This window comes from Catenulispora acidiphila DSM 44928 (assembly GCF_000024025.1).
Classification (GTDB): domain Bacteria; phylum Actinomycetota; class Actinomycetes; order Streptomycetales; family Catenulisporaceae; genus Catenulispora; species Catenulispora acidiphila.
This window is the reverse complement of record NC_013131.1, coordinates 2149020-2166921: the sequence shown is the minus strand read 5'-3', so window position 1 is coordinate 2166921 and position 17902 is coordinate 2149020. Positions and strand designations below refer to the sequence as shown.

Sequence of the window (17902 nt, the reverse complement as noted above, 5' to 3'; positions counted from 1 at the left end):
CGACGGGGCGGGAGTGCTCTCGTGGTGCCGAGGCCTTCCATCGGGCCGCGGATTCTCCAGGAGGTTGTGCATCGTGGTACTGAGGTGGCGCAAAGCCCTGATCGCCGGGGGTGCCGCGGTGGCGGCGACCGGTTCGTTGTACGTCTCGGTTCCCGCCGCCCGGGCTCAGACGCTGCCCGCCGGGTGCGTCGAGACCGGTGCCCGCGTCACCTGCCGGTACGCGTTCACCGGCTCCGCGCAGCAGTTCATGGTCCCGCCGAAGGTGACCTTCCTGATCGTTGATCTCATCGGTGCCGCCGGCGGTCACGGCTGTCGCGACAGCATCGGCATCGGCGGCGACGGCGGCAAGGGAGCCCAGCTCAAGGGCTACGTCATCCTTCCCCCGAACCCGACGGGGCGCGTCGTCGACGTCTACGTGGGCGGGAAGGGCGGGGCGGCGGAGACCTCGATCAACGGCCGCAGCTGCAACCCCGTCCTGAACGGCGGTTACAACGGCGGCGGCGGGGGCGGGTTCACCGCGTTCGGCGGCAACGCCGGCGGGGCGGGCGGCGGCGCGTCCGACATCCGGACCGGCCGCGCCCTGGCCGACCGGGTCGCGGTCGCCGCCGGTGGGGGCGGCGGCGCCGGAGGCGGCTTCCAGGTCTATGGCGGCGAGGGCGGGAACGGCGGAGCCTCCGGGCACCCCGGTTCGACCGGACAGGCCAGCAGCGAAGGCGGCTTCCCCGGCGGCCACGGCGGGCAGGGCGCGACCCCGGCCGCCCCGGGCGCCGGCGGTATCAGCAGCGGACAATGTGCGGGCCAGCCGGGCTTCCCCGGGATCCTGGGGCACGGCGGCGCCGGTGCGGGCGTGGTCTATCCCTCCGACGGCAGAGTCGTCTTCACCGAATCAGGTTGCGGCGGCCGCGGTCCCGCCCCCGGCGGCCTCGGAACCGGTGGCGGAGGTACCGGCGGCGGTGGCGGTGGCGGCGTCTACGGCGGCGGCGGAGGCGGCTGGGGCGACAAGCCCAACGGCGGCACCATCTTCAAGCAGGCCGGCGGGGGCGGTGGCGGCGGCGGTTCCAGCTTCATCGACAACCCCAACGGCTCGACCATCACCAGCGGCGTCGCAACAGACGACGGCAACGGACGCGTGACCATCACGTACAACATCCCGCGCTAGGCGACGACGGCCGGCGGGCTCGGATCTACCGGGCCTGCCGGGCCTGTTGAGGCCGCCGCGCACGAGCAAGACAAAGCACCAGCGCGATCGCCCCCAAGACCGCGACAGCACCGCACACACCGTTCCACCCGAAAGCCGAATACGCGCGCACGCCCAGCCACGACCCCGCGCTCCCGCCAAGGAACGCGCACGTCATATACGCCGTGTTCAGCCGAGCCCGCTCCTGCGGCCGCAGCGCGAAGATCCGCGCCTGATTCGCAACCTGCCCGGACTGCATCGCGACGTCCAGCCCGAGCATCCCGACGGCCAGACCGACGAGACCGAGCACTCCCCCGACCCCGCCGAGCAGCAGCACAGCCGCAGCGACCAGCACGCCGATCAGGCAACGAAGATTCACGGCGTCCGGTCCCAGCCGATCGGTCGCACGCCCGGCACGCGGCGTCGCCAGCATGCTTCCGGCACCGACCAACGCCAACACCCCGACCGCCGGCGTGCCGAGGTGATACTTCGGGCCGGTAACGTGCAAAGCCAGCGCGGTCCAGGCAGCACTGAACGCCGCGAACACCAAGACCTGGTACTGACACGAGCGCCGCAGCAGCGGTTCGCTGCGCAGCAACCGCACCGAAGCCGCCACCAACGACGGATACCGCTCGGTCGTGCTCGGAGTCGTCGCGGGCAGGTACGCCGCCATCGCCACCGACAGAACCAGCACCGCGACAGCCGCGACCAAGTACGGCGCGCGCCAGCCCAGCCACTGACCGAGCGTCCCGGAAAACGTGCGGGCCAAAAGGATTCCGCCGATCAGCCCGGACAGCAGAGTCCCGGTCACTTCGCCGCGCCGCTCAGGATCGGCGAGCCCGGCCGCCATGGGAATAAGGATCTGCGGGACGACCGTGGTCACGCCAATCAGGGTGCTGGCAACGGCGAGCGTCGGGAGCGTGGTCGCCGTACCCGCGAGGACCAGACCGACCGTGGTGAGCACCAGCAACGTCGTGACCAGACGACGGTGCCGAAGGCGATCGCCGAGCGGAACCAGGAGAAAGATCCCAGCCGCATACCCGAACTGAGCACACGTCGTGACCAGTGCAGCAGAGCTCTTACTCGTCTTCAGTCCGCTGGCTATCAGTGGGCTGATCGCCTGCGGGAAGTAGATGTTCGCGACGGCCACGCCGCACGCGAGCGACAGCACCAGGATGAGCGGCCGGTTCAGAACCGGCTTGAGGGAGGGCGCGGGAACGACGAGCGTGGACAAGGGTCACCTCGCTGGAACCGGTTTAAATGGTTCCGTCAATGTACACCAGTCAAACCGGTTCCGGGCGGAGTACAGTGGAGGCATGTCCAAGATCGCCGAGGGTGCCGAGGCCGCCGAAACCGGCGGAGCCGTCGAGATCCCCGAGTTCCGCGCGGGTTCCGGCCGCCTGAGCCTGGACTTCATCCGCACCCTGAGATGGCGCGGATCGGAGGACGCGGACGAAGAACTCGCCACACCGGAAGCGCTGATCGCGTGGGTACGACTCCTCGGTCCGTACGCCCCGGACGCCGCGATCCCCGCGCCGACATCCCGCACCCTCCGCGCGGCCCACGAGACCCGCGAAACAGTTCACGCGCTGTTGCAAGCTGCACGCACGACAACCGTCGCGGACTGCCCCCAAGACGCGCGCAAGCTGCTCAACAAGATGGCGTCCGCGCCGACACCGCACCCCGTGCTCGACGCGCACGGCACGCTGACCCACACCGCCGCCGACCCGATCGCCGCGACCCTCGCCGCCATCGCGCGCGACGCCCTCGACCTGGCGACGTCCCCGCTCCTGGCGCGCGTCCGCGACTGCGCGGGACCGAACTGCGGCGCCTGGTTCCTGGACACGTCGCGACCCGGGACGCGTCGGTGGTGCTCGATGGATCGCTGCGGCAACCAGGCCAAGAAGAGCACCTGGCGCAGTCGCCATCCGAACGCCGGGTGACTCCGGCGGTTCCGCTACAACTAACTGGTTCCGCTACAACTGCGACAAAACCAACCCCTACAGCGGATGCGGCACCAAAGCGATCCGACCCGGATCGAACACCCCGCGGCTCGTGGTCTTCGGCCCGACCCGGATCACCGTGTACAGGAACCGCAGCACCTCCGCCCGCCGCCGCATCGGCACGCGCGGCCAGTCCTGGCCGGCGTCCGGACCGATGGTGATGCCCTCGATCGCCGAGGCCGAGCGCACCACCACGCCGCCGTGGATATCGCCGAACGCCGCGTGCTCGCCGTCCTCATGAGCGCGCAGGTCGGGGCGGCGGTTGCCGACCATCGGCAGCGAGGCTATGCGAGCGGCGTCCCACTCCTGCAGGATGCGGATCGCGTCCTGCTGGACGTGGAGTTCGAAGGAGGTGGCGCCGATCGAGCGCGCGCATTCCTCCGGCGGCTGGTTGCGCGTCGAGGCGCAGGCGTACATGCGGTAGCCGCCGACGACCGAGCCGACCATGCTGTGTCCGCACGCCATGCACTCGACCAGCCCGGTGAGCAGGTAGCCCGAGCGGCCGCCGCCGTTGCTGGTCGGGCTGGGGCGGGGCGCGTGCTCGGCACGGAGCGTGCGCACGCGTTCCCAATCCTCGATGCTGACGCAGGGTTCCCAGGCGCCGCGCAGGTAGCCGCCGTTGTCGGCGCGCACCTGGCCGCGGAAGACGCGGATCCCGGCGTAGCGCGGGGCGTCGAGTATGCGGCCGACGCCGCCGACCGTCCACGCCGAACCCAGCGCCGTCGGCACGTTGCGATCGTTCAAGTCGAACGCGATCGCGCGCAGCGTCTCCCCGTCGAGGAAGCGGGCGAACACCTCGCGGACCACCTTGGACTCGGCCGGGATCACCTCTCCCATGCCGGATTCGTAGCCGAACGCACGGCGTCCCCCGCCGTGCGGGCGGCCGGCGAGGGCGGCGCCTCGGTGGGCGGCGCGAGAAGCACGGGAGACCGCTTGCGCGGCGCGGCACGCGACCGACGCGCGGTCGGTCAGGGTGCGGCGCTGCGCCGGGTCGGCCAGGTCCCATTCGTCGCCGACGCTGTGCAGCACGATCCCGTTGCGCTCGCTGGCGTTCAGCAGGCGGACCAGGTCGTTCGCGCGGTGGCGCAGGAGGGAGCCGGGCGCGTAGAGAATCAGGTCATTGATCTTCTTGCGCTCCACGGCCGCGAGCGTCGCCGCCCAGCCCGGCTTGACGCCCTTGGTCTTCCACACCGTGCGAACCGCGTCGGCCTGCACCGCCGCAGCCGTGACGTGGAGCCGGCGGGACCGCGCGTACTCGCGGCACTTGAGCTCCCGGACGTCGACAGTGCTCTGATCGTCGTCGTCGATGTGCGGTACGCAGCAGTAGATACCCGCCGCGAAGAGCGGCTCTCGCATGTCAACCACACAGGGAATCTACTACGCGCGATAGGAGATCGGGAGAGCGGACCGACGGAAACCCAGGTCACAGCTTGTTAACGGGAACGATCCGGACTCTGTCGGTCACGACGCGTGAGACCACACGCGCTCCCACGTGCACACCAGCCTGGAGTCCCGGCATCGGGGCTCTCGAACGAATTCCCAATAGGAACACCCTATCTCGCCGAGGACTTTACACCCGCGTGAGTAACTCGTATGCAACTTCTCCCGGGTGCGTTTTTGACCAGCGGCGGAATTCTTAAGAAATCATGAAGGCGTGGAAAGTTCAGCTTCTCCGCCCTCGCATTCCGGAGAACAGCCGCTTACCGCGCGGTGTCTGGGGATCAAGCCATCGCACGATGTCCTCGATCACCGCCGGGTCGATGTTCCCCGGGACCGAGTACTCCACCGGCGTCGAGGGTCCGGCGCCGGGGACGAACATGTGGTTGTCGGCGGCGTGGACGCGGATCTCCACGTCCTCGCGATCGCTGAGACCGGCGCGCCACAGCGCGAGATCGTCGGCTTCGGTGACCTGGTAGTCGCGGCCGCCCTGCAGAATCAGCATCGGCTGCGGCAGTTTGGCCGCGGTGGCCACAGGATCGTAGGCCCGCAGATCGAGCCAGTAGGCGCCGGAGTAGCCGAGCGGGAGGTCGTCGGTCGGCGTCGAGGACGACAGATCGGCGCTCTCCACGACGGCGGCCTGCTGCTCGATCGCGGTCACCGTCTCGGCCGGAACCAGGCCGAGCGTGACGAGGTAGCGCACCGTGCGCACCACGGAGCGCTGCATCGGCACGGAGTCCGCCGCCATGAGCACGAGCCCCGCAATACCCGGTTCCGCCTCAGCCATTCGCGGCGCCATCTTGGCGCCCATGCTGTGGCCGACGATGTGGATGCGGTCGGGATCGATCTCAGGGTTCTGCCGGAGCTGCCGGAAGGCGTCGCGGGCGTAGGGCAGGTACTCGTCGGCAGCCGTGAACTCGGGCATCTCGGCGAGGACCTCGGCGTGCACCGCGCCCACCTTGTCGAAGCGCAGGCTCGCCACGCCGTTGCTCGCCAGACCCCAGGCGAGGTCCTTGAGCGGCTTGAGCGGACCGGCGGTACCGTCGCGGTCGAAGGGACCTCCGCCGGAGAGCAGGATCGCGGCCGGGAAGGGACCGGTGCCGCGGGGCACGGTCAGCGTGCCGGGGACGGCGAGCGGGCCCTCGCCGACGACGGCTTCGTGTTCTGCGAAACGCTTCGGGGCGGCGTAGGACGGCACGGGCCACTCGCCGGACGCCGCCGCCAGGCGCAAGCCGTGCAGGAGTCCGTCGTCGGCGGTGGCGATGACGACCGTGAGGTCGCCCTTGGCGAAGCTGACCGGGACGCTCACGCGCGTCAGACCCTCGCCGGCCGCCTCGATCTGCGGGGCGCCGAGCCCGGCGAGGTCGCCGAGCGGCGCGGCCTCGGTGGTCCAGCCGGCCTGGACCGCCTCGGCGGACACCACGGCGCGCAGCCTCGGGGCGAAGAGCGCTTCGATGTCCTGCCACTCTCCCCGGTCGGCCAGTTCGACGAAGCGCGCCGCCAGTGCGGCCGGGTCAGTGATCGCTTCCATGACTCCCCTGGGGTTGTGCGAGTTCATACCTTTCGCATCTTTGAGAAAGGTAGCATCTATGAGATCGTTGGTCCATGGACCCGCTGAAGCTGCTGGCGCACCCGGTCCGGCTGCGCATCATCCACGCGCTGCGCGGCGGCCGCGTCCTGACCGCCGGCGGGCTCGGCGACCGCCTCGGCGACGTCTCCCGGGCCACCGTCTACCGCCACCTGGAGCTGCTGACCGAGGCCGGGGTCCTCCAGGTCGCCGAGGAGCGGCGGGTGCGCGGCGCCGTCGAGCGGCACTACCGGCTGCGCGGGGAGCGGGCCGGCATCGACGCCGCGCAGATCGCCGCGCTGACCAAGGACGACCACCGGGTGGGCTTCGCCGCCGCGACCGCCGCGCTGCAGGCCGAGTTCGCGGCGTACCTGGAACGTCAGGACTCTGATCCGGTCGCCGACCAGGTCGGCTACCGGCAGCACGCGGTCTGGCTCAGCCCGCGGGAGCTCGAGGCGCTGATAGGGGCGCTGCGCGTGGCGATCCTGCCGGCGCTGGGGAACGAGGCGCAGGAGGGCCGGGCTCAATATCTGGTGAGCCCGATCCTCTTCCCTATCGAACAGTCCTGATACGCGTCGATCGTTCGGCCTCGTCAAAGCCCTGAGACGGCACGCTCCCCCGATTCGTACCGTTTCAATCCTCGATCCTCCCCTTTATTCATCACCATGCGTGAGCTAGGCTGACGGTCAGTTAGTTAGCGTACCAAAGCTAACTTGTGCCACCTGGAAAGGATCAGGCGTATGACTCTCGCGGACACCTCGACCGAAGTCCTCGCCGTCCCCGCCGAACGCGGAACCTGTCCGTTCGACCCGCCGCCCGCCTACGATCTGGCGCGCGAGCAGGACCCTGTCGCCCCGGTGAGACTGTTCGACGGCTCGACGGCGTGGATGCTCACCCGGCATCAGGACGTCCGAGCGGTGTTGCAGGACCGCCGGTTCAGTGCCGACGGCACCAAGGACGGGTTCCCGTTCCTCAGTCCGGGACGCAGGGAACTGGCCACGGGGAACCCCACCTTCATCCGGATGGACGATCCCGAACACGCCCGGCTGCGCCGCATGCTCACCTCGGACTTCATCATCAAGCGGGTCGAGGAGATGCGGCCGCAGGTCCGGGCGATCGCCGTGGAGCTGCTGGACGCGATGACCCGCGACCGCGACCACGCCGACCTGGTCGCCGAGTTCGCGCTCCCGTTGCCCTCGCTGGTGATCTGCCTGCTGCTCGGCGTGCCGTACCAGGACCACGCGTACTTCCAGAAGTGCAGCAGCACCCTGCTGAACGCCAACTCCACGGCCGAGCAGGTCCACCAAGCCCGCGACGACCTGAACACGTACATCAAGCAGCTCGCCGAATCCAAGCGGGACAGCGACGACGAGGACATCATCAGCCGCCTGATGCGCCGCGAGGACCTCTCCCCCGACGAGGTCGCCACGATGGGCACGCTGCTGCTCGTCGCCGGGCACGAGACGACCGCGAACATGACCTCGCTGTCGATCCTCACGCTGCTGCGCGATCCGGAGCAGATGGCGCGGCTGCGCAGCGATCCCGGTCTGATCCGCGGCGCCGTGGAGGAGCTGCTGCGCTACCTGTCGATCGTGCACACCGGGCTGCCCCGGGTCGCGACCGAGGACGTCGAGCTGAACGGCCGCACGATCCGCGCCGGGGACGGCGTGCTGCTGATGATCAACACGGCCAACCGCGACTCCGAGGCGTTCCCCGACGCCGACAGCCTGGACGTCGGCCGCGACGCCCGGCGCCATCTCGCCTTCGGCTTCGGCGTGCACCAGTGCCTGGGTCAGCCGCTGGCCCGCGCCGAGCTGCAGATCGCGCTGGACGTGCTGCTCACCGGGCTGCCGAACCTGCGCTTGGCGGTCCCCTTCGAGCAGATCCCGTTCCGCCACGACATGCTCATCTACGGCGTGCACCGCCTGCCGATCGCATGGTGAGCCCGGACGGGGGCGTGACGATGCGGGTCGAGGCCGACCGGGGCAAGTGCATGGGCGCCGGGATGTGTGCTCTGAACGCGCCGGAGGTCTTCGACCAGGACGAGGACGAGGGTCTGGTCGTGGTGCTCGAGTCCGAGCCGGCGGCCGGGCACCGGTTCGCGGTACGGGACGCGGCGAATCTGTGCCCGGCTTCGGCGATCACGCTCATCGAGGAGGACGCCGGCTGATTTCTCTGGCGAGGCCTGATGGCTGCGCCGGCGCCGTCGTGGGCGCGTCCCCGGAATCGGGGGCAGCGTGCCCGCGACGGCGTTCTCATTGCGCCGTTTATATCAGGATCCGTTGACACCTGCCGGATTCGTTCCTACGCTCCGCGTGCCGACAGGCAGATGCCACCACCCCCTCGCCCCATGGAGATCCCATGCTCAAGCGAACCGCGGCGATGTTCGCCGCCGCGGCCGTGACCCTCGCGGCCGCTCTCACCCTGACCGCCGGATCCGCGAGCGCGCACCCCGCGCCGGCCGCGGACACCGCGGCCCGTCCGAACGTCAGCGTCACCCTGGCGAGCACCATCGCCCTGAACGACTGCTCGGCCTCGCTCGTGCGCTACCCCACCTCGCTCAGCAGCGACCGCGCCCTGATGCTCACCGCCGGGCACTGCTTCGAGGGCGGGATGCCCTCGGCCGGGGAGGTCCTGCAGAACGTGGCCAGCAGCCGCTCCGGCACGCTGCTGAACTCCTCCGGCCGGCGCCTGGCCACCGTGCGCGCGGACAAGCTGCTGTACGCGACGATGACCGACACGGACATCTCAGTGTACGAACTCACCACCACGTTCGCCGCGCTGAGCAGCCAGTACGGCGCGACGCCGCTGACCATATCGGCGAGCCACCCGGCGGCCAACACCTCCATCGCCATCCCGTCGGCCTACTGGGACCGGACCTGGCGCTGCACCCTGAACGGCTTCGCCGGCACGGTGGAGGAGGACCAGTGGACCTGGCACGACTCGCTGCGCTACGGCGCGACCGGGTGCGCCGTCATCGGCGGCAGCTCCGGCTCGCCTGACGTGGATACCGCCACCGGCCAGGTCGTCGGCGTGAACAACACGATCAACGAGGACGGCCAGATGTGCACGCTGGACAACCCGTGCGAGGTCGGCTCCGACGGCACCACGACCGAGCACAAGGGGCAGGGGTACGGGCAGGAGACGTACTGGCTCACAACGTGCCTGACCGCGTCGAACGCGATCAACCTGTCGACCCCCGGCTGCCTGCTGCCGAAGCCGTAGGCGTGGCCGTAGCCGTAGCCGTAGCCGTAGCCGTAGCCGCGCGCTGCGGGACCTGACCGAGAACAGCTGGCAAAAGGTCGGGTCCCGCCTCCGCGATTTCCATCGCGGAGGCGGGACCCGACCTTGAGAACACGTTCGTCAGGATCGACCGTCCAGACCGTTCAGGCCGTCCAGACCGTTTACACCGTCCAGACCGTCAGCGGCCCTGCCGGAGCTTGGCCAGCGCCTCGGCGAGCAGCTTCTCGCCGTCGGCGTCGCTGCGCCGCTCGCGGACATAGGCCAGATGGGTCTTGAACGGTGCCGCCAGCGCTGCCGGCGGCGGATTGTCCCGGTCGAGCCCAGCGGGCTGACCGCACGTCTGACACTCCCAGGTCTCCGGCACGACCGCCTCGGCGGCGAACACTGCCGGGGTCGAGTGGCCGTCGGCGCACCAAAAGGTCACCACGACGCGCTCGACAGAATTGCCACGATCGGACTCGCCCATCGGGCCGGCGCCGATCCTGCTTCCACGGATTCCACTGCTGCGTGACATAGCCAGCCTCCCCGGACTCGAAGCGTCCCGGCGGTCACCTCGAACGGACTGCCGAGTGCGCCTGACCATCACACCACGAGAACACCGGGCCCTGCCCCCGTACATCAGGGACAGGGCGGTGTCCGAGCTGGCGCGTCGGCGCCTTACAGGCCGCGGACGTCCTCAGCCTGCGGGCCCTTGGGGCCCTGGGTCACGTTGAACTCCACCGCCTGGTTCTCTTCCAGGTTGCGGTAGCCGCTGCCGCTGATCGCGGAGAAGTGGACGAAGACGTCCGGGCCCCCACCGTCCTGCTCGATGAAGCCGAAGCCCTTTTCGCCGTTGAACCACTTGACTTTGCCGGTTGCCATGAATCTCCTCGATACTGCGGCCACACCCACCTTGTGGGGACGCGTGCGCTAGCCAACTATCGCACGACCTACGGCGTCCGGCCTACAACTAATCGTCCAGGTCGCAGCCTTCAAGCCCGAAGCGGGTCTTACATGCGGCCGGACAGCCCTTGATCGATCCCGCCGGAGCAGCGCAACAGCCCAGGTTCCGGCCGGTATGGAGACCGGCCGGAAGGCTCCCAGAGCTGCTCGAACGTACTTCCCGCCGAGTGGACCAGGGTTCACCATTTAATAGGTGCTTCGGACTTATGTGCGGGTGCGATCGGTTGGTGGTTTTCGAGGCTTTTTGACAGCTTCGCACACCCTGAAGAAGGACCCGCTGGGCCCACGAACCCCGCCGACCGCGCCTGACGGCCCATGCGGAAGCCCTGGGGGGGAGACGCTCAAGCCGCCCTCCCCAGCGCACACGCCGCCGCCCTCCGGGCATAGGCGCCTGCATCTACGTCGGCGGAATAACGCTTCGGCATGTCGCCTAAACCAGCGCCGTGGCGCCTAGGGAAAACCCCTCGCGCCTGATAACGATTCCATCAAGCGCGGGCTTGTGCCATTGCGCTCGGTGCGCCTTTTCGCTGATGTGCACAGTGCACTGTCCCATTGGGGTGTTTTCCAAAGACTAGGAGTCAAATGAGCACCCGCAAACGTGCCACCCGTGCCGGCGCGCTGTCCCTCGCGATCGCGAGCGCGTTCGCCCTGGCTGCTTCCTCTGCTGCGTCCACTGTGACGTCGGCGGGGATCCAGGGGTCCGGCAAGAGCGTCCAGGCGCACCCCATGACCTGGGGGAGCCGGGAGGTGGCTGATCTGCCGACGCCGTTGCCGACCTCGCAATGCAAGGCTCAGCTCGGTATCAACTGCTACAGCCCTCTGCAGTACCGCAGTGCCTATGACCTGAACCCCCTGTACCAGGCGGGGATCACCGGTCGGGGGAAGACGATCGTGATCGTCGACTCCTACGGATCGCCGACCATCCAGGCCGACTTGGACGTCTTCGACAAGCAGTGGGGTCTGCCGGACACCAAGGTGGACGTGCGGCAGTTCGGGACCATCCCGGCGTTCGACCCGACCGACTCCACCATGGTCGGGTGGGCCGACGAGACGACGCTGGACGTCGAGTACGCGCACGCGATCGCCCCCGGCGCGAAGATCGTGCTGGCCGAGACCGCGGTCGCCGAGACCGAGGGCGTCACGGGCCTGCCGGAGATGATGAACGCTGAGAAGTCGCTCATCGACGCCGGGGTCCCGGACGTGATCTCGCAGAGCTTCGGCGCGACCGAGGACACGTTCCCCGGGTTCGACCAGCACGACTACTCCTCGCTGACGAACCTGCGCTACGCGTTCAAGGACGCCGCGGCGCACCACGTGACCGTGCTGGGCTCCTCCGGCGACAACGGCGTGACCAGCCAGACCCTCGACGGCAACGGCTTCTTCCCGTACGCGGCGAACTCCTGGCCCTCCTCCGACCCGCTGGTCACCTCGATCGGCGGCACGTACCCGGCGATCGACGACACCGGCAAGCGCCTGGCGCCCGACGTCACCGGCAACGACAACGACCTGCTCTACCCGGGCGGCGTCGTCGGCGGCGGCGGCCAGTCCCACGTCTTCAAGCGCCCGGACTACCAGAACAGCGTCAAGAGCGTCGTCGGCGCCCAGCGCGGCACCCCCGACGTCTCCTTCAGCGCCACCCTGTCCGGCGCGGCATGGGTGTACTACAGCTTCACCAACCCGGGCTGGCACCTGATCGCCGGCACCAGCGAGTCCTGCCCGATCATGTCCGGCGTCGTCGCCCTCGCCGCCCAGGCCGCCGGCCACCGCCTCGGCAACATCAACCCGGCCCTGTACGAACTGGGCCAGGTGTCGAAGAACCCGGCCTTCGGCAAGTACACCGGCATCCAGGACGTGACCGTCGGCAACATCAGCGACAACGGCGTCACCGGCCCGAACGCCGGACCCGGCTACGACATGGCCACCGGCTGGGGCACCATCGACGGAGCCCGCTTCGTCCCGGCCCTGGCGATCGCCGCCTCCGCCCCGAGCAATCAGGGCAACCGGGAGGATCAGGGGCACTGACACCTGGTCTTAGAGCGACCGCCACTTGATGGGGTGCAGCTGGCTGTGGACGGCAAGTGATTGAGGGGATTGACAGACAGGCACGGATCCCGGTGATCTCGGAGTTCTCTACGCTTCGTAACCGCCGGAGGATCCGTGCCTGCAGTCCCATCATCTCTGTTCGATGTGTTGTGGGACCAGTTCGCAGCTCTGCTGCCCGAACGGCCCGAGTTCGACCCGGCCCATCCGTGGGGATGCCACCGCCGCCGGATACCGGACCTGGTCGTGTTCCGGCACGTCGTGGACGCCCTGGTCCACGGTTCGGGGTACGAGCGGATCGCCTCGCAAGGGTGCTCCGCGACCACCATCCGCCGCCGCGTCAAGCAATGGGCCCACATAGGCCTGGCACAGGAACTCCACCGGATTGTGCTGGCCGCCTACGACACGATGATCGGCCTGGACCTCCACGACCTGTCCGCCGACGGCTGCCACACCAAAGCCCCATGCAAAGGCGACAAGGCCGGACCCTCACCGGTCGACCGCGCCAAGCAGGGCTTGAAACGCTCCACCTTGGTCGACGGCGACGGCGTTCCGCTCGGCCTGGCCTCGGCCGGCGCCAACCGACACGACTCAAAGCTGCTGGAACCCACCATCGAGGCAGCGAAACAGCAGGTCGGACACCTACCGGACAGAGCCACGATCCACCTGGACTCCGCCTACAACGGCAAACCGTGCCGCAAGGTCCTCGACGACCACCACCTGATCGGCGAGATAGCCGCCAAGGGGGTGCCGGCTCCGATCCAGGTCGGCAAGCGATGGGTCGTGGAACGCAGCCAGAGCTGGATGAACGGCTACGGCAAGATCCGCCGCTGTTTCGAACGCGACGGCGAGATCGTCGACTTCTACCTCTACCTCGCCGCCGCGTTCGTCACCGTCCGTGCACTCATCCGCCGAGCCCGCAAGCGCTACCGCTGGGACACCCGACCGACCAGCCGCCGACTCCCCTAAACCATCAAGTGGCGGTCGCTCTTAGTCGGGTTTTTTTCAGAAGCAGCTCGCCGACCGGACCTTCGGGTGCGGTCGGCGAGGCTTTGACGACGGTGGAAATCGCTTTTGCGTTTCGCACGTCACAATCCGGTCAAAGCCACCCGCGCTCCCGCGCCACTCGGGCGGCGGCGTGGCGGGAGGAACCGCCGGTTTTTTGCATTGCTGAGGACAGGTAGTTGCGGATTGTGCCGGACGCGAGGTGGAGGCGGGTGCTGATTTCGCGGACGGAGAGGCCTTCTGTGGTGAGGCGGAGGGTGTCGAGTTCGCGGTCGGTGAGGGGGCAGTCGTCGGTCATGGCGGCGGCGGACACTTCGGCGTCGATCCAGCGTTTGCCGCTGTGGACGTGGATGATGACGCGTTCGAGTTCGGTGGGGTCCACGGATTTCAGGAGGAATCCGCGGACGCCGGCGGCGAGGGCCATGCGCAGGACGCCGGCTCGGCCGTGGCGGGTGAGCATGACGACGGCTTGGGCGGGGCGGGCGGCGATGATGCGGCGGACGGTCTCGATGCCGTCGATGCCGGGCATCTCGAGGTCGAGGACGATGACGTCGGGGTCGCAGGTCTCGGCGAGGGCGACGGCGGTGAGGCCGTCGGCGGCCTGGGCGACGATCTCGATCTCGCCGGACAGGCTGAGGAGGCTGGCCAGGGCGGTGCGCAGGAGGGTCTCGTCGTCGACGAGCAGGACGCGGATCATGCGCGTGGGCCTCGTGGGTTGGACACCTTCGGCGCTTCAGATGCATTAGGCGCGGCAGACGCGTCAGGCGCCGCATCACTCGCCGCATCCCGCGCCCACGTCGTGAACGTCCGCCCCTCCTGCGACGTCACCAGCACGCCGCCGGCTGCGGCGAACCGCTCCCCCAGGCGCGCCAGACCGCTCAGCGTGCGTGTCGCCTCCTCCGCGCCGTCGTTGACGATGCGCACCGAGTCCGGCCGCAGTGTGATGGCGACGTGCTCGGCTTGAGCGTGGCGCAGCAGGTTGGTGGTCGCCTCACGCACCACGAGGCCGAACAGCTCATCCAGCCGGTGGCCGACCGGCGCCGCGCCGGCGACCTCGAACGAGATCCCGGCCGCCCGGATGAGCGACTCGGAGTTGGCCAACTCCCCGGCGAACGTCAGCGTCCGCTGCCCGTAGGCCAGCCGCCGGGTCTCGGCGATCGCGTCCGCGATGAGCTGCTCGGCTTCGCGCAGATGCGTTCTGGCGACGGCCGGGTCCTCGGCGAGCAGCTTGTCCGCCAGCCGGAGCTTCAGACGGCTGACATGCAGCGCCTGCCCCTGGATGTCGTGCAGATCGGCGGCGAAGCGGTAACGCTCGCGCATGACGGCGAGTTCGGCCGTCGCGCGCCGCGCTTGGTCGACGTCCAGGAAGAGCCCGAACCCGAAGCGGTTGACGCGGAACAGCGCCACGGAGCTCGCCATCATGACGCCCGCGCCGATGACATTGCCGCGTTCCGCCCCGAAGACCAGCGCGGGCAATACCCCGAGGCCGATGGCCAGGGCGGTCCACGGCCACTTCGTGAACGGCGGCGTGGTCACCACGAGTCCGGCCGACAGGGCGAAGCCGACGCCGCCGATCGGGCTGCCGTGGGTCCCGAGGATGAGCCACAGCAGGACGTAGGAAGCGCTGACGGTCACCGCGGCGAGGGCTTTCGGCGCCCCTCGCTCCCAGTACAAGCACTGCCAGCAGACCAGCGCCCCGATGCCGAGCGTGGCGACCAGACTCCACAGCGAGCGGCTCCCCCCGGCGACCAGGAGCACGTACCCCGCAACGAGAACGACCACGGTCCCCGTCGTGTACCGCCGCATCCGGGCCAGGGCGGGGATGTCGGCGTCGCTGTCCGACCAGTCGCCGTGGATCACCGGTGTCATCTGGTCACCATATGGCCCGCGGAGCAGCCGCGAAATGCCAAGAAGGTCATGATCCAACCTGACACATGTCATGCGAGGCGGTGAGAACACGGCACTACGCGGCGCCGCCGCCGACGGAGATCGTTGAGGACATGGAGCCATCCACACGGGAAACCATCATCGAGGCACGGGCGGTGAGCTTCGCCTATCGGGCGAAGTCCGGACCGGCGAAGAAGCCTCACGTCGCCGTCCGGGACGTCGATCTGCGCATCCGGCGCGGCGAACTCTATGCGCTGCTGGGTACGAACGGCGCGGGCAAGACCACGACGCTCGAAGTGCTCGAAGGCCACCGCGCGGCGACGTCCGGCCAGGTCACAGTCCTGGGAGGCGCTCCGTCCGACCGGCGGCACATCCGGCCGCGCATGGGCATCATGCTCCAGGACTCCGGACTCGCCGCCGAGCTCAGCGTGCGCGAGAGCGTGGCGCTGGCCGGAGCGATCTCGGGACGCCGTGACGACGTCGGGAAGGTGCTGGAACGCGTGGGCATCAGCCATCGCGGCGGCACGCGCGTCGCGCAGCTCTCCGGCGGGGAGAAGCGGCGCGTCGACTTCGCGATGGCGATCTGGGGCGGTCCGGAACTGGTCTTCCTCGACGAGCCGACGACCGGTCTGGACCCCGCGTCGCGCGAGGCGCTGTGGTCGGTCGTCGAAGACCTGAAGGCCGACGGCGCCACCTTCGTCCTGACGACCCACTACCTGGAGGAGGCTGAGAAGCACGCCGATCGCGTGGGGCTGATGCACGCCGGCTCGATCCGGCGCGAGGGCACGGTCGCGGAGCTGACCGAGGGCGGCGTCAGCACGATCCGTTTCGTGCCGCCCGGCGCCGTCAGCGACATCCCGATCCCGTTGGCGAGGACGGAGAACGGCTTGGCGGTGATCGAGACCCGGCAAGTGCAGCAAGACGTGACCGCACTGATGACCTGGGCAGCCGAGCACGATCACCGGCTGGCGCGATTCACCGTCCGCGAATCAGGACTCGACGACATCTTCCGCTCGCTACGGCACGAGGCACCGGAAGCGGCAGACCCGTCATCAAGCTACGAGAGGACGAACGCGTGAACGCCATAGCCATCGCCGAGACGAAGATGCTCCTGCGCAACCGGCTCGTCGCCGGCTGCGCCCTCCTGCTCCCCCTCGCCTTCGGACTGTTCCTCTTCGTGGGCAGGGACACAGAAAAGGCCGGAGGCGCCCTCGCCGGCGTGCAATGCGTGATGATGGCCGCGATGGGCACCTACGTGACCGCCACGACGACCCTCGCCGCCCGCCGCCAGACCCTCTACCTGAAGCGGATGCGCGGCGCGGCGATCTCCGACCGAAGCATCATCACAGGACTCTTGCTTCCCGTCGTCACGGTGAACATCGTCCAGGTCGCAGTGGTCTACGGCATCCTGGCGTCCAAAAACGCCCCCGCCAACCCCCTCCTCCTGATCGCGGCCGTACTCCTCGCCGAGACCATGTTCACCGGACTGGCCCTGGCCACCGCCGGCTTCTCGAACTCCCCCGAACACGCCCAATACATGACGGCGCCGATCTTCCTCGTGGCCACCGCCGCCGCAGTATGGTTCCAGGCACCCACCCTCGGCGGACCGATCGCCGTCAAGCGAGCCCTGCCCGGCGGCGCGATCGCGGAGCTGATCTCCATAGCCTGGAACGGCGGAAGCCTGTCGTCAGTCCCCATCCTGCTCGCGGCATGTCTGGCGTGGGCGATCGCCGGGGCGTGGGCCGCGCGCGCTTGCTTCCGGTGGGAGCCGCGTAACTAGAAACAGGGCGCCGCATTCAGCGACGCCCTGCAACTTCTGCCTCTACGGAATCTCGCAGCCGTCCGGTCCACACACAGCGCCGTCCGGAGACGCCGCCTCGCCGACGAGCTTCAGTGCCGGGGTGTGTGCTGCCCATGCCTCTTGGAGGGCTTGGGTGAAGACTTCGGCGGGTTGGCCGCCGGAGACGCCGAACTTGCGGTCGAGGACGAAGAAGGGGACGCCGTTGGCGCCGAGTGCTTGGGCTTCTTGTTCGTCGGCGCGGACGTCGGCGGCGAAGGCTGTTGCGTCGGCGAGGACGGTGCGGACCTCGGTTTCGTCGAGGCCGGCTTTGACGGCGAGTTCGATGAGGCGGTCGTCGTCGAAGATGGAGCGCTCGTCGGCGAAGTTCGCTTCGTAGGCCAGGTCCAGGAGTTCGTTCTGCTTGCCGCGGGTCTTGGCGAAGTGCAGGACGCGGTGGATGTCGAAGGTGTTGCCGTGGTCGCGGCCCTCGGCCAGGTAGCCCAGGCCGGCGTCGGCGGCGTTGGCGGCGACGCGGGCCTCGGCCTGCTTGGCCTGCTCGATGCTCATGCCGTACTTGCCCGCCAGCATCGGCAGGACCTGGACGGTGTCGCCCTTGGCGCGCTGCGGGTCCAGCTCGAAGGAGCGGAAGACCACTTCGACGTCGTCCTTGTGGTCGAAGGCCTGCAGGCCCTGCTCGAAGCGTGCCTTGCCGATGTAGCACCAGGGGCAGGCGACGTCACTCCAGATCTCGACGCGCACGGCGGTCTCTCCTATTACTCGGCGGCTCGCGGGGCCCGAGCCTGGACAAAGTCAACGTGCGG

Annotated in this window: 18 protein-coding genes; 10 read left to right on the top strand and 8 right to left on the bottom strand. The window is 69.1% G+C overall.

Annotated features, from left to right (window positions below; all coding sequences use genetic code 11):
• Window positions 1-73 precede the first annotated feature (73 nt).
• Window positions 74-1159 (top strand): hypothetical protein, encoded by a 1086-nt coding sequence (locus CACI_RS51055; protein WP_012786123.1) that lies wholly within the window; start codon window positions 74-76, stop codon window positions 1157-1159.
• Between the two features lie 25 nt (window positions 1160-1184).
• On the opposite strand, the gene CACI_RS09515 is transcribed toward CACI_RS51055, so the two are convergent.
• Window positions 1185-2411: an MFS transporter gene (locus CACI_RS09515; protein ID WP_012786122.1), complete on the bottom strand. Its 1227-nt coding sequence runs from the start codon at window positions 2409-2411 to the stop codon at window positions 1185-1187.
• A gap of 82 nt (window positions 2412-2493) precedes the next feature.
• On the opposite strand from CACI_RS09515, the gene CACI_RS09510 reads away from it, so the two are divergent.
• Window positions 2494-3120, top strand: coding sequence for a CGNR zinc finger domain-containing protein (locus CACI_RS09510; RefSeq protein ID WP_012786121.1), 627 nt, complete (start codon window positions 2494-2496; stop codon window positions 3118-3120).
• A 57-nt stretch (window positions 3121-3177) separates the two neighbouring features.
• Here the strand turns inward: CACI_RS09510 and CACI_RS09505 are convergent, their stop codons facing one another.
• Window positions 3178-4536, bottom strand: coding sequence for a recombinase family protein (locus CACI_RS09505; protein ID WP_012786120.1), 1359 nt, complete (start codon window positions 4534-4536; stop codon window positions 3178-3180).
• Between the two features lie 307 nt (window positions 4537-4843).
• Window positions 4844-6148 (bottom strand): alpha/beta hydrolase, encoded by a 1305-nt coding sequence (locus tag CACI_RS09500; RefSeq protein ID WP_012786119.1) that lies wholly within the window; start codon window positions 6146-6148, stop codon window positions 4844-4846.
• 74 nt (window positions 6149-6222) lie between these two features.
• On the opposite strand from CACI_RS09500, the gene CACI_RS09495 reads away from it, so the two are divergent.
• From CACI_RS09495 to CACI_RS09480, 4 genes are all read left to right on the top strand, one after another.
• On the top strand, window positions 6223-6753 hold the full coding sequence (locus CACI_RS09495) for a helix-turn-helix domain-containing protein (RefSeq protein WP_012786118.1): 531 nt from the start codon (window positions 6223-6225) through the stop codon (window positions 6751-6753).
• Between the two features lie 171 nt (window positions 6754-6924).
• On the top strand, window positions 6925-8127 hold the full coding sequence (locus CACI_RS09490; RefSeq protein WP_012786117.1) for a cytochrome P450: 1203 nt from the start codon (window positions 6925-6927) through the stop codon (window positions 8125-8127).
• Between the two features lie 20 nt (window positions 8128-8147).
• The gene (locus tag CACI_RS09485; RefSeq protein ID WP_041541435.1) at window positions 8148-8354 is read left to right on the top strand and encodes a ferredoxin; all 207 of its coding nucleotides are present in this window, start codon (window positions 8148-8150) and stop codon (window positions 8352-8354) included.
• A 191-nt stretch (window positions 8355-8545) separates the two neighbouring features.
• Complete coding sequence (locus CACI_RS09480; RefSeq protein WP_012786115.1) at window positions 8546-9409, top strand: S1 family peptidase; 864 nt, start codon at window positions 8546-8548, stop codon at window positions 9407-9409.
• A 196-nt stretch (window positions 9410-9605) separates the two neighbouring features.
• Here CACI_RS09480 and CACI_RS09475 read toward each other — a convergent pair whose 3' ends face one another.
• Both CACI_RS09475 and CACI_RS09470 read right to left on the bottom strand, forming a co-directional pair.
• Window positions 9606-9941 (bottom strand): RNA polymerase-binding protein RbpA, encoded by a 336-nt coding sequence (locus CACI_RS09475; protein ID WP_012786114.1) that lies wholly within the window; start codon window positions 9939-9941, stop codon window positions 9606-9608.
• 143 nt (window positions 9942-10084) lie between these two features.
• The gene (locus CACI_RS09470; RefSeq protein ID WP_012786113.1) at window positions 10085-10288 is read right to left on the bottom strand and encodes a cold-shock protein; all 204 of its coding nucleotides are present in this window, start codon (window positions 10286-10288) and stop codon (window positions 10085-10087) included.
• Between the two features lie 663 nt (window positions 10289-10951).
• Between CACI_RS09470 and CACI_RS09465 the strand changes: the two genes are divergently transcribed.
• Both CACI_RS09465 and CACI_RS09460 read left to right on the top strand, forming a co-directional pair.
• Entirely contained in the window at window positions 10952-12391 is a 1440-nt protein-coding gene (locus tag CACI_RS09465; RefSeq protein WP_012786112.1) for a S53 family peptidase, read from the top strand.
• 135 nt (window positions 12392-12526) lie between these two features.
• On the top strand, window positions 12527-13378 hold the full coding sequence (locus CACI_RS09460; protein ID WP_012786061.1) for an IS5-like element ISCaac1 family transposase: 852 nt from the start codon (window positions 12527-12529) through the stop codon (window positions 13376-13378).
• A 130-nt stretch (window positions 13379-13508) separates the two neighbouring features.
• On the opposite strand, the gene CACI_RS09455 is transcribed toward CACI_RS09460, so the two are convergent.
• Window positions 13509-14111: a response regulator transcription factor gene (locus CACI_RS09455; RefSeq protein WP_012786111.1), complete on the bottom strand. Its 603-nt coding sequence runs from the start codon at window positions 14109-14111 to the stop codon at window positions 13509-13511.
• Complete coding sequence (locus tag CACI_RS45325) at window positions 14108-15283, bottom strand: sensor histidine kinase (protein WP_012786110.1); 1176 nt, start codon at window positions 15281-15283, stop codon at window positions 14108-14110. Before CACI_RS45325 ends, CACI_RS09455 begins: the two co-directional genes overlap by 4 nt.
• Before the next feature lie 131 nt (window positions 15284-15414).
• On the opposite strand from CACI_RS45325, the gene CACI_RS09445 reads away from it, so the two are divergent.
• Both CACI_RS09445 and CACI_RS09440 read left to right on the top strand, forming a co-directional pair.
• Window positions 15415-16380 (top strand): ABC transporter ATP-binding protein, encoded by a 966-nt coding sequence (locus tag CACI_RS09445; RefSeq protein ID WP_143765188.1) that lies wholly within the window; start codon window positions 15415-15417, stop codon window positions 16378-16380.
• Window positions 16377-17081: a hypothetical protein gene (locus CACI_RS09440; RefSeq protein WP_012786108.1), complete on the top strand. Its 705-nt coding sequence runs from the start codon at window positions 16377-16379 to the stop codon at window positions 17079-17081. Before CACI_RS09445 ends, CACI_RS09440 begins: the two co-directional genes overlap by 4 nt.
• 42 nt (window positions 17082-17123) lie before the next feature.
• On the opposite strand, the gene CACI_RS09435 is transcribed toward CACI_RS09440, so the two are convergent.
• Window positions 17124-17840, bottom strand: coding sequence for a DsbA family oxidoreductase (locus CACI_RS09435; RefSeq protein ID WP_012786107.1), 717 nt, complete (start codon window positions 17838-17840; stop codon window positions 17124-17126).
• Window positions 17841-17902 lie beyond the last annotated feature (62 nt).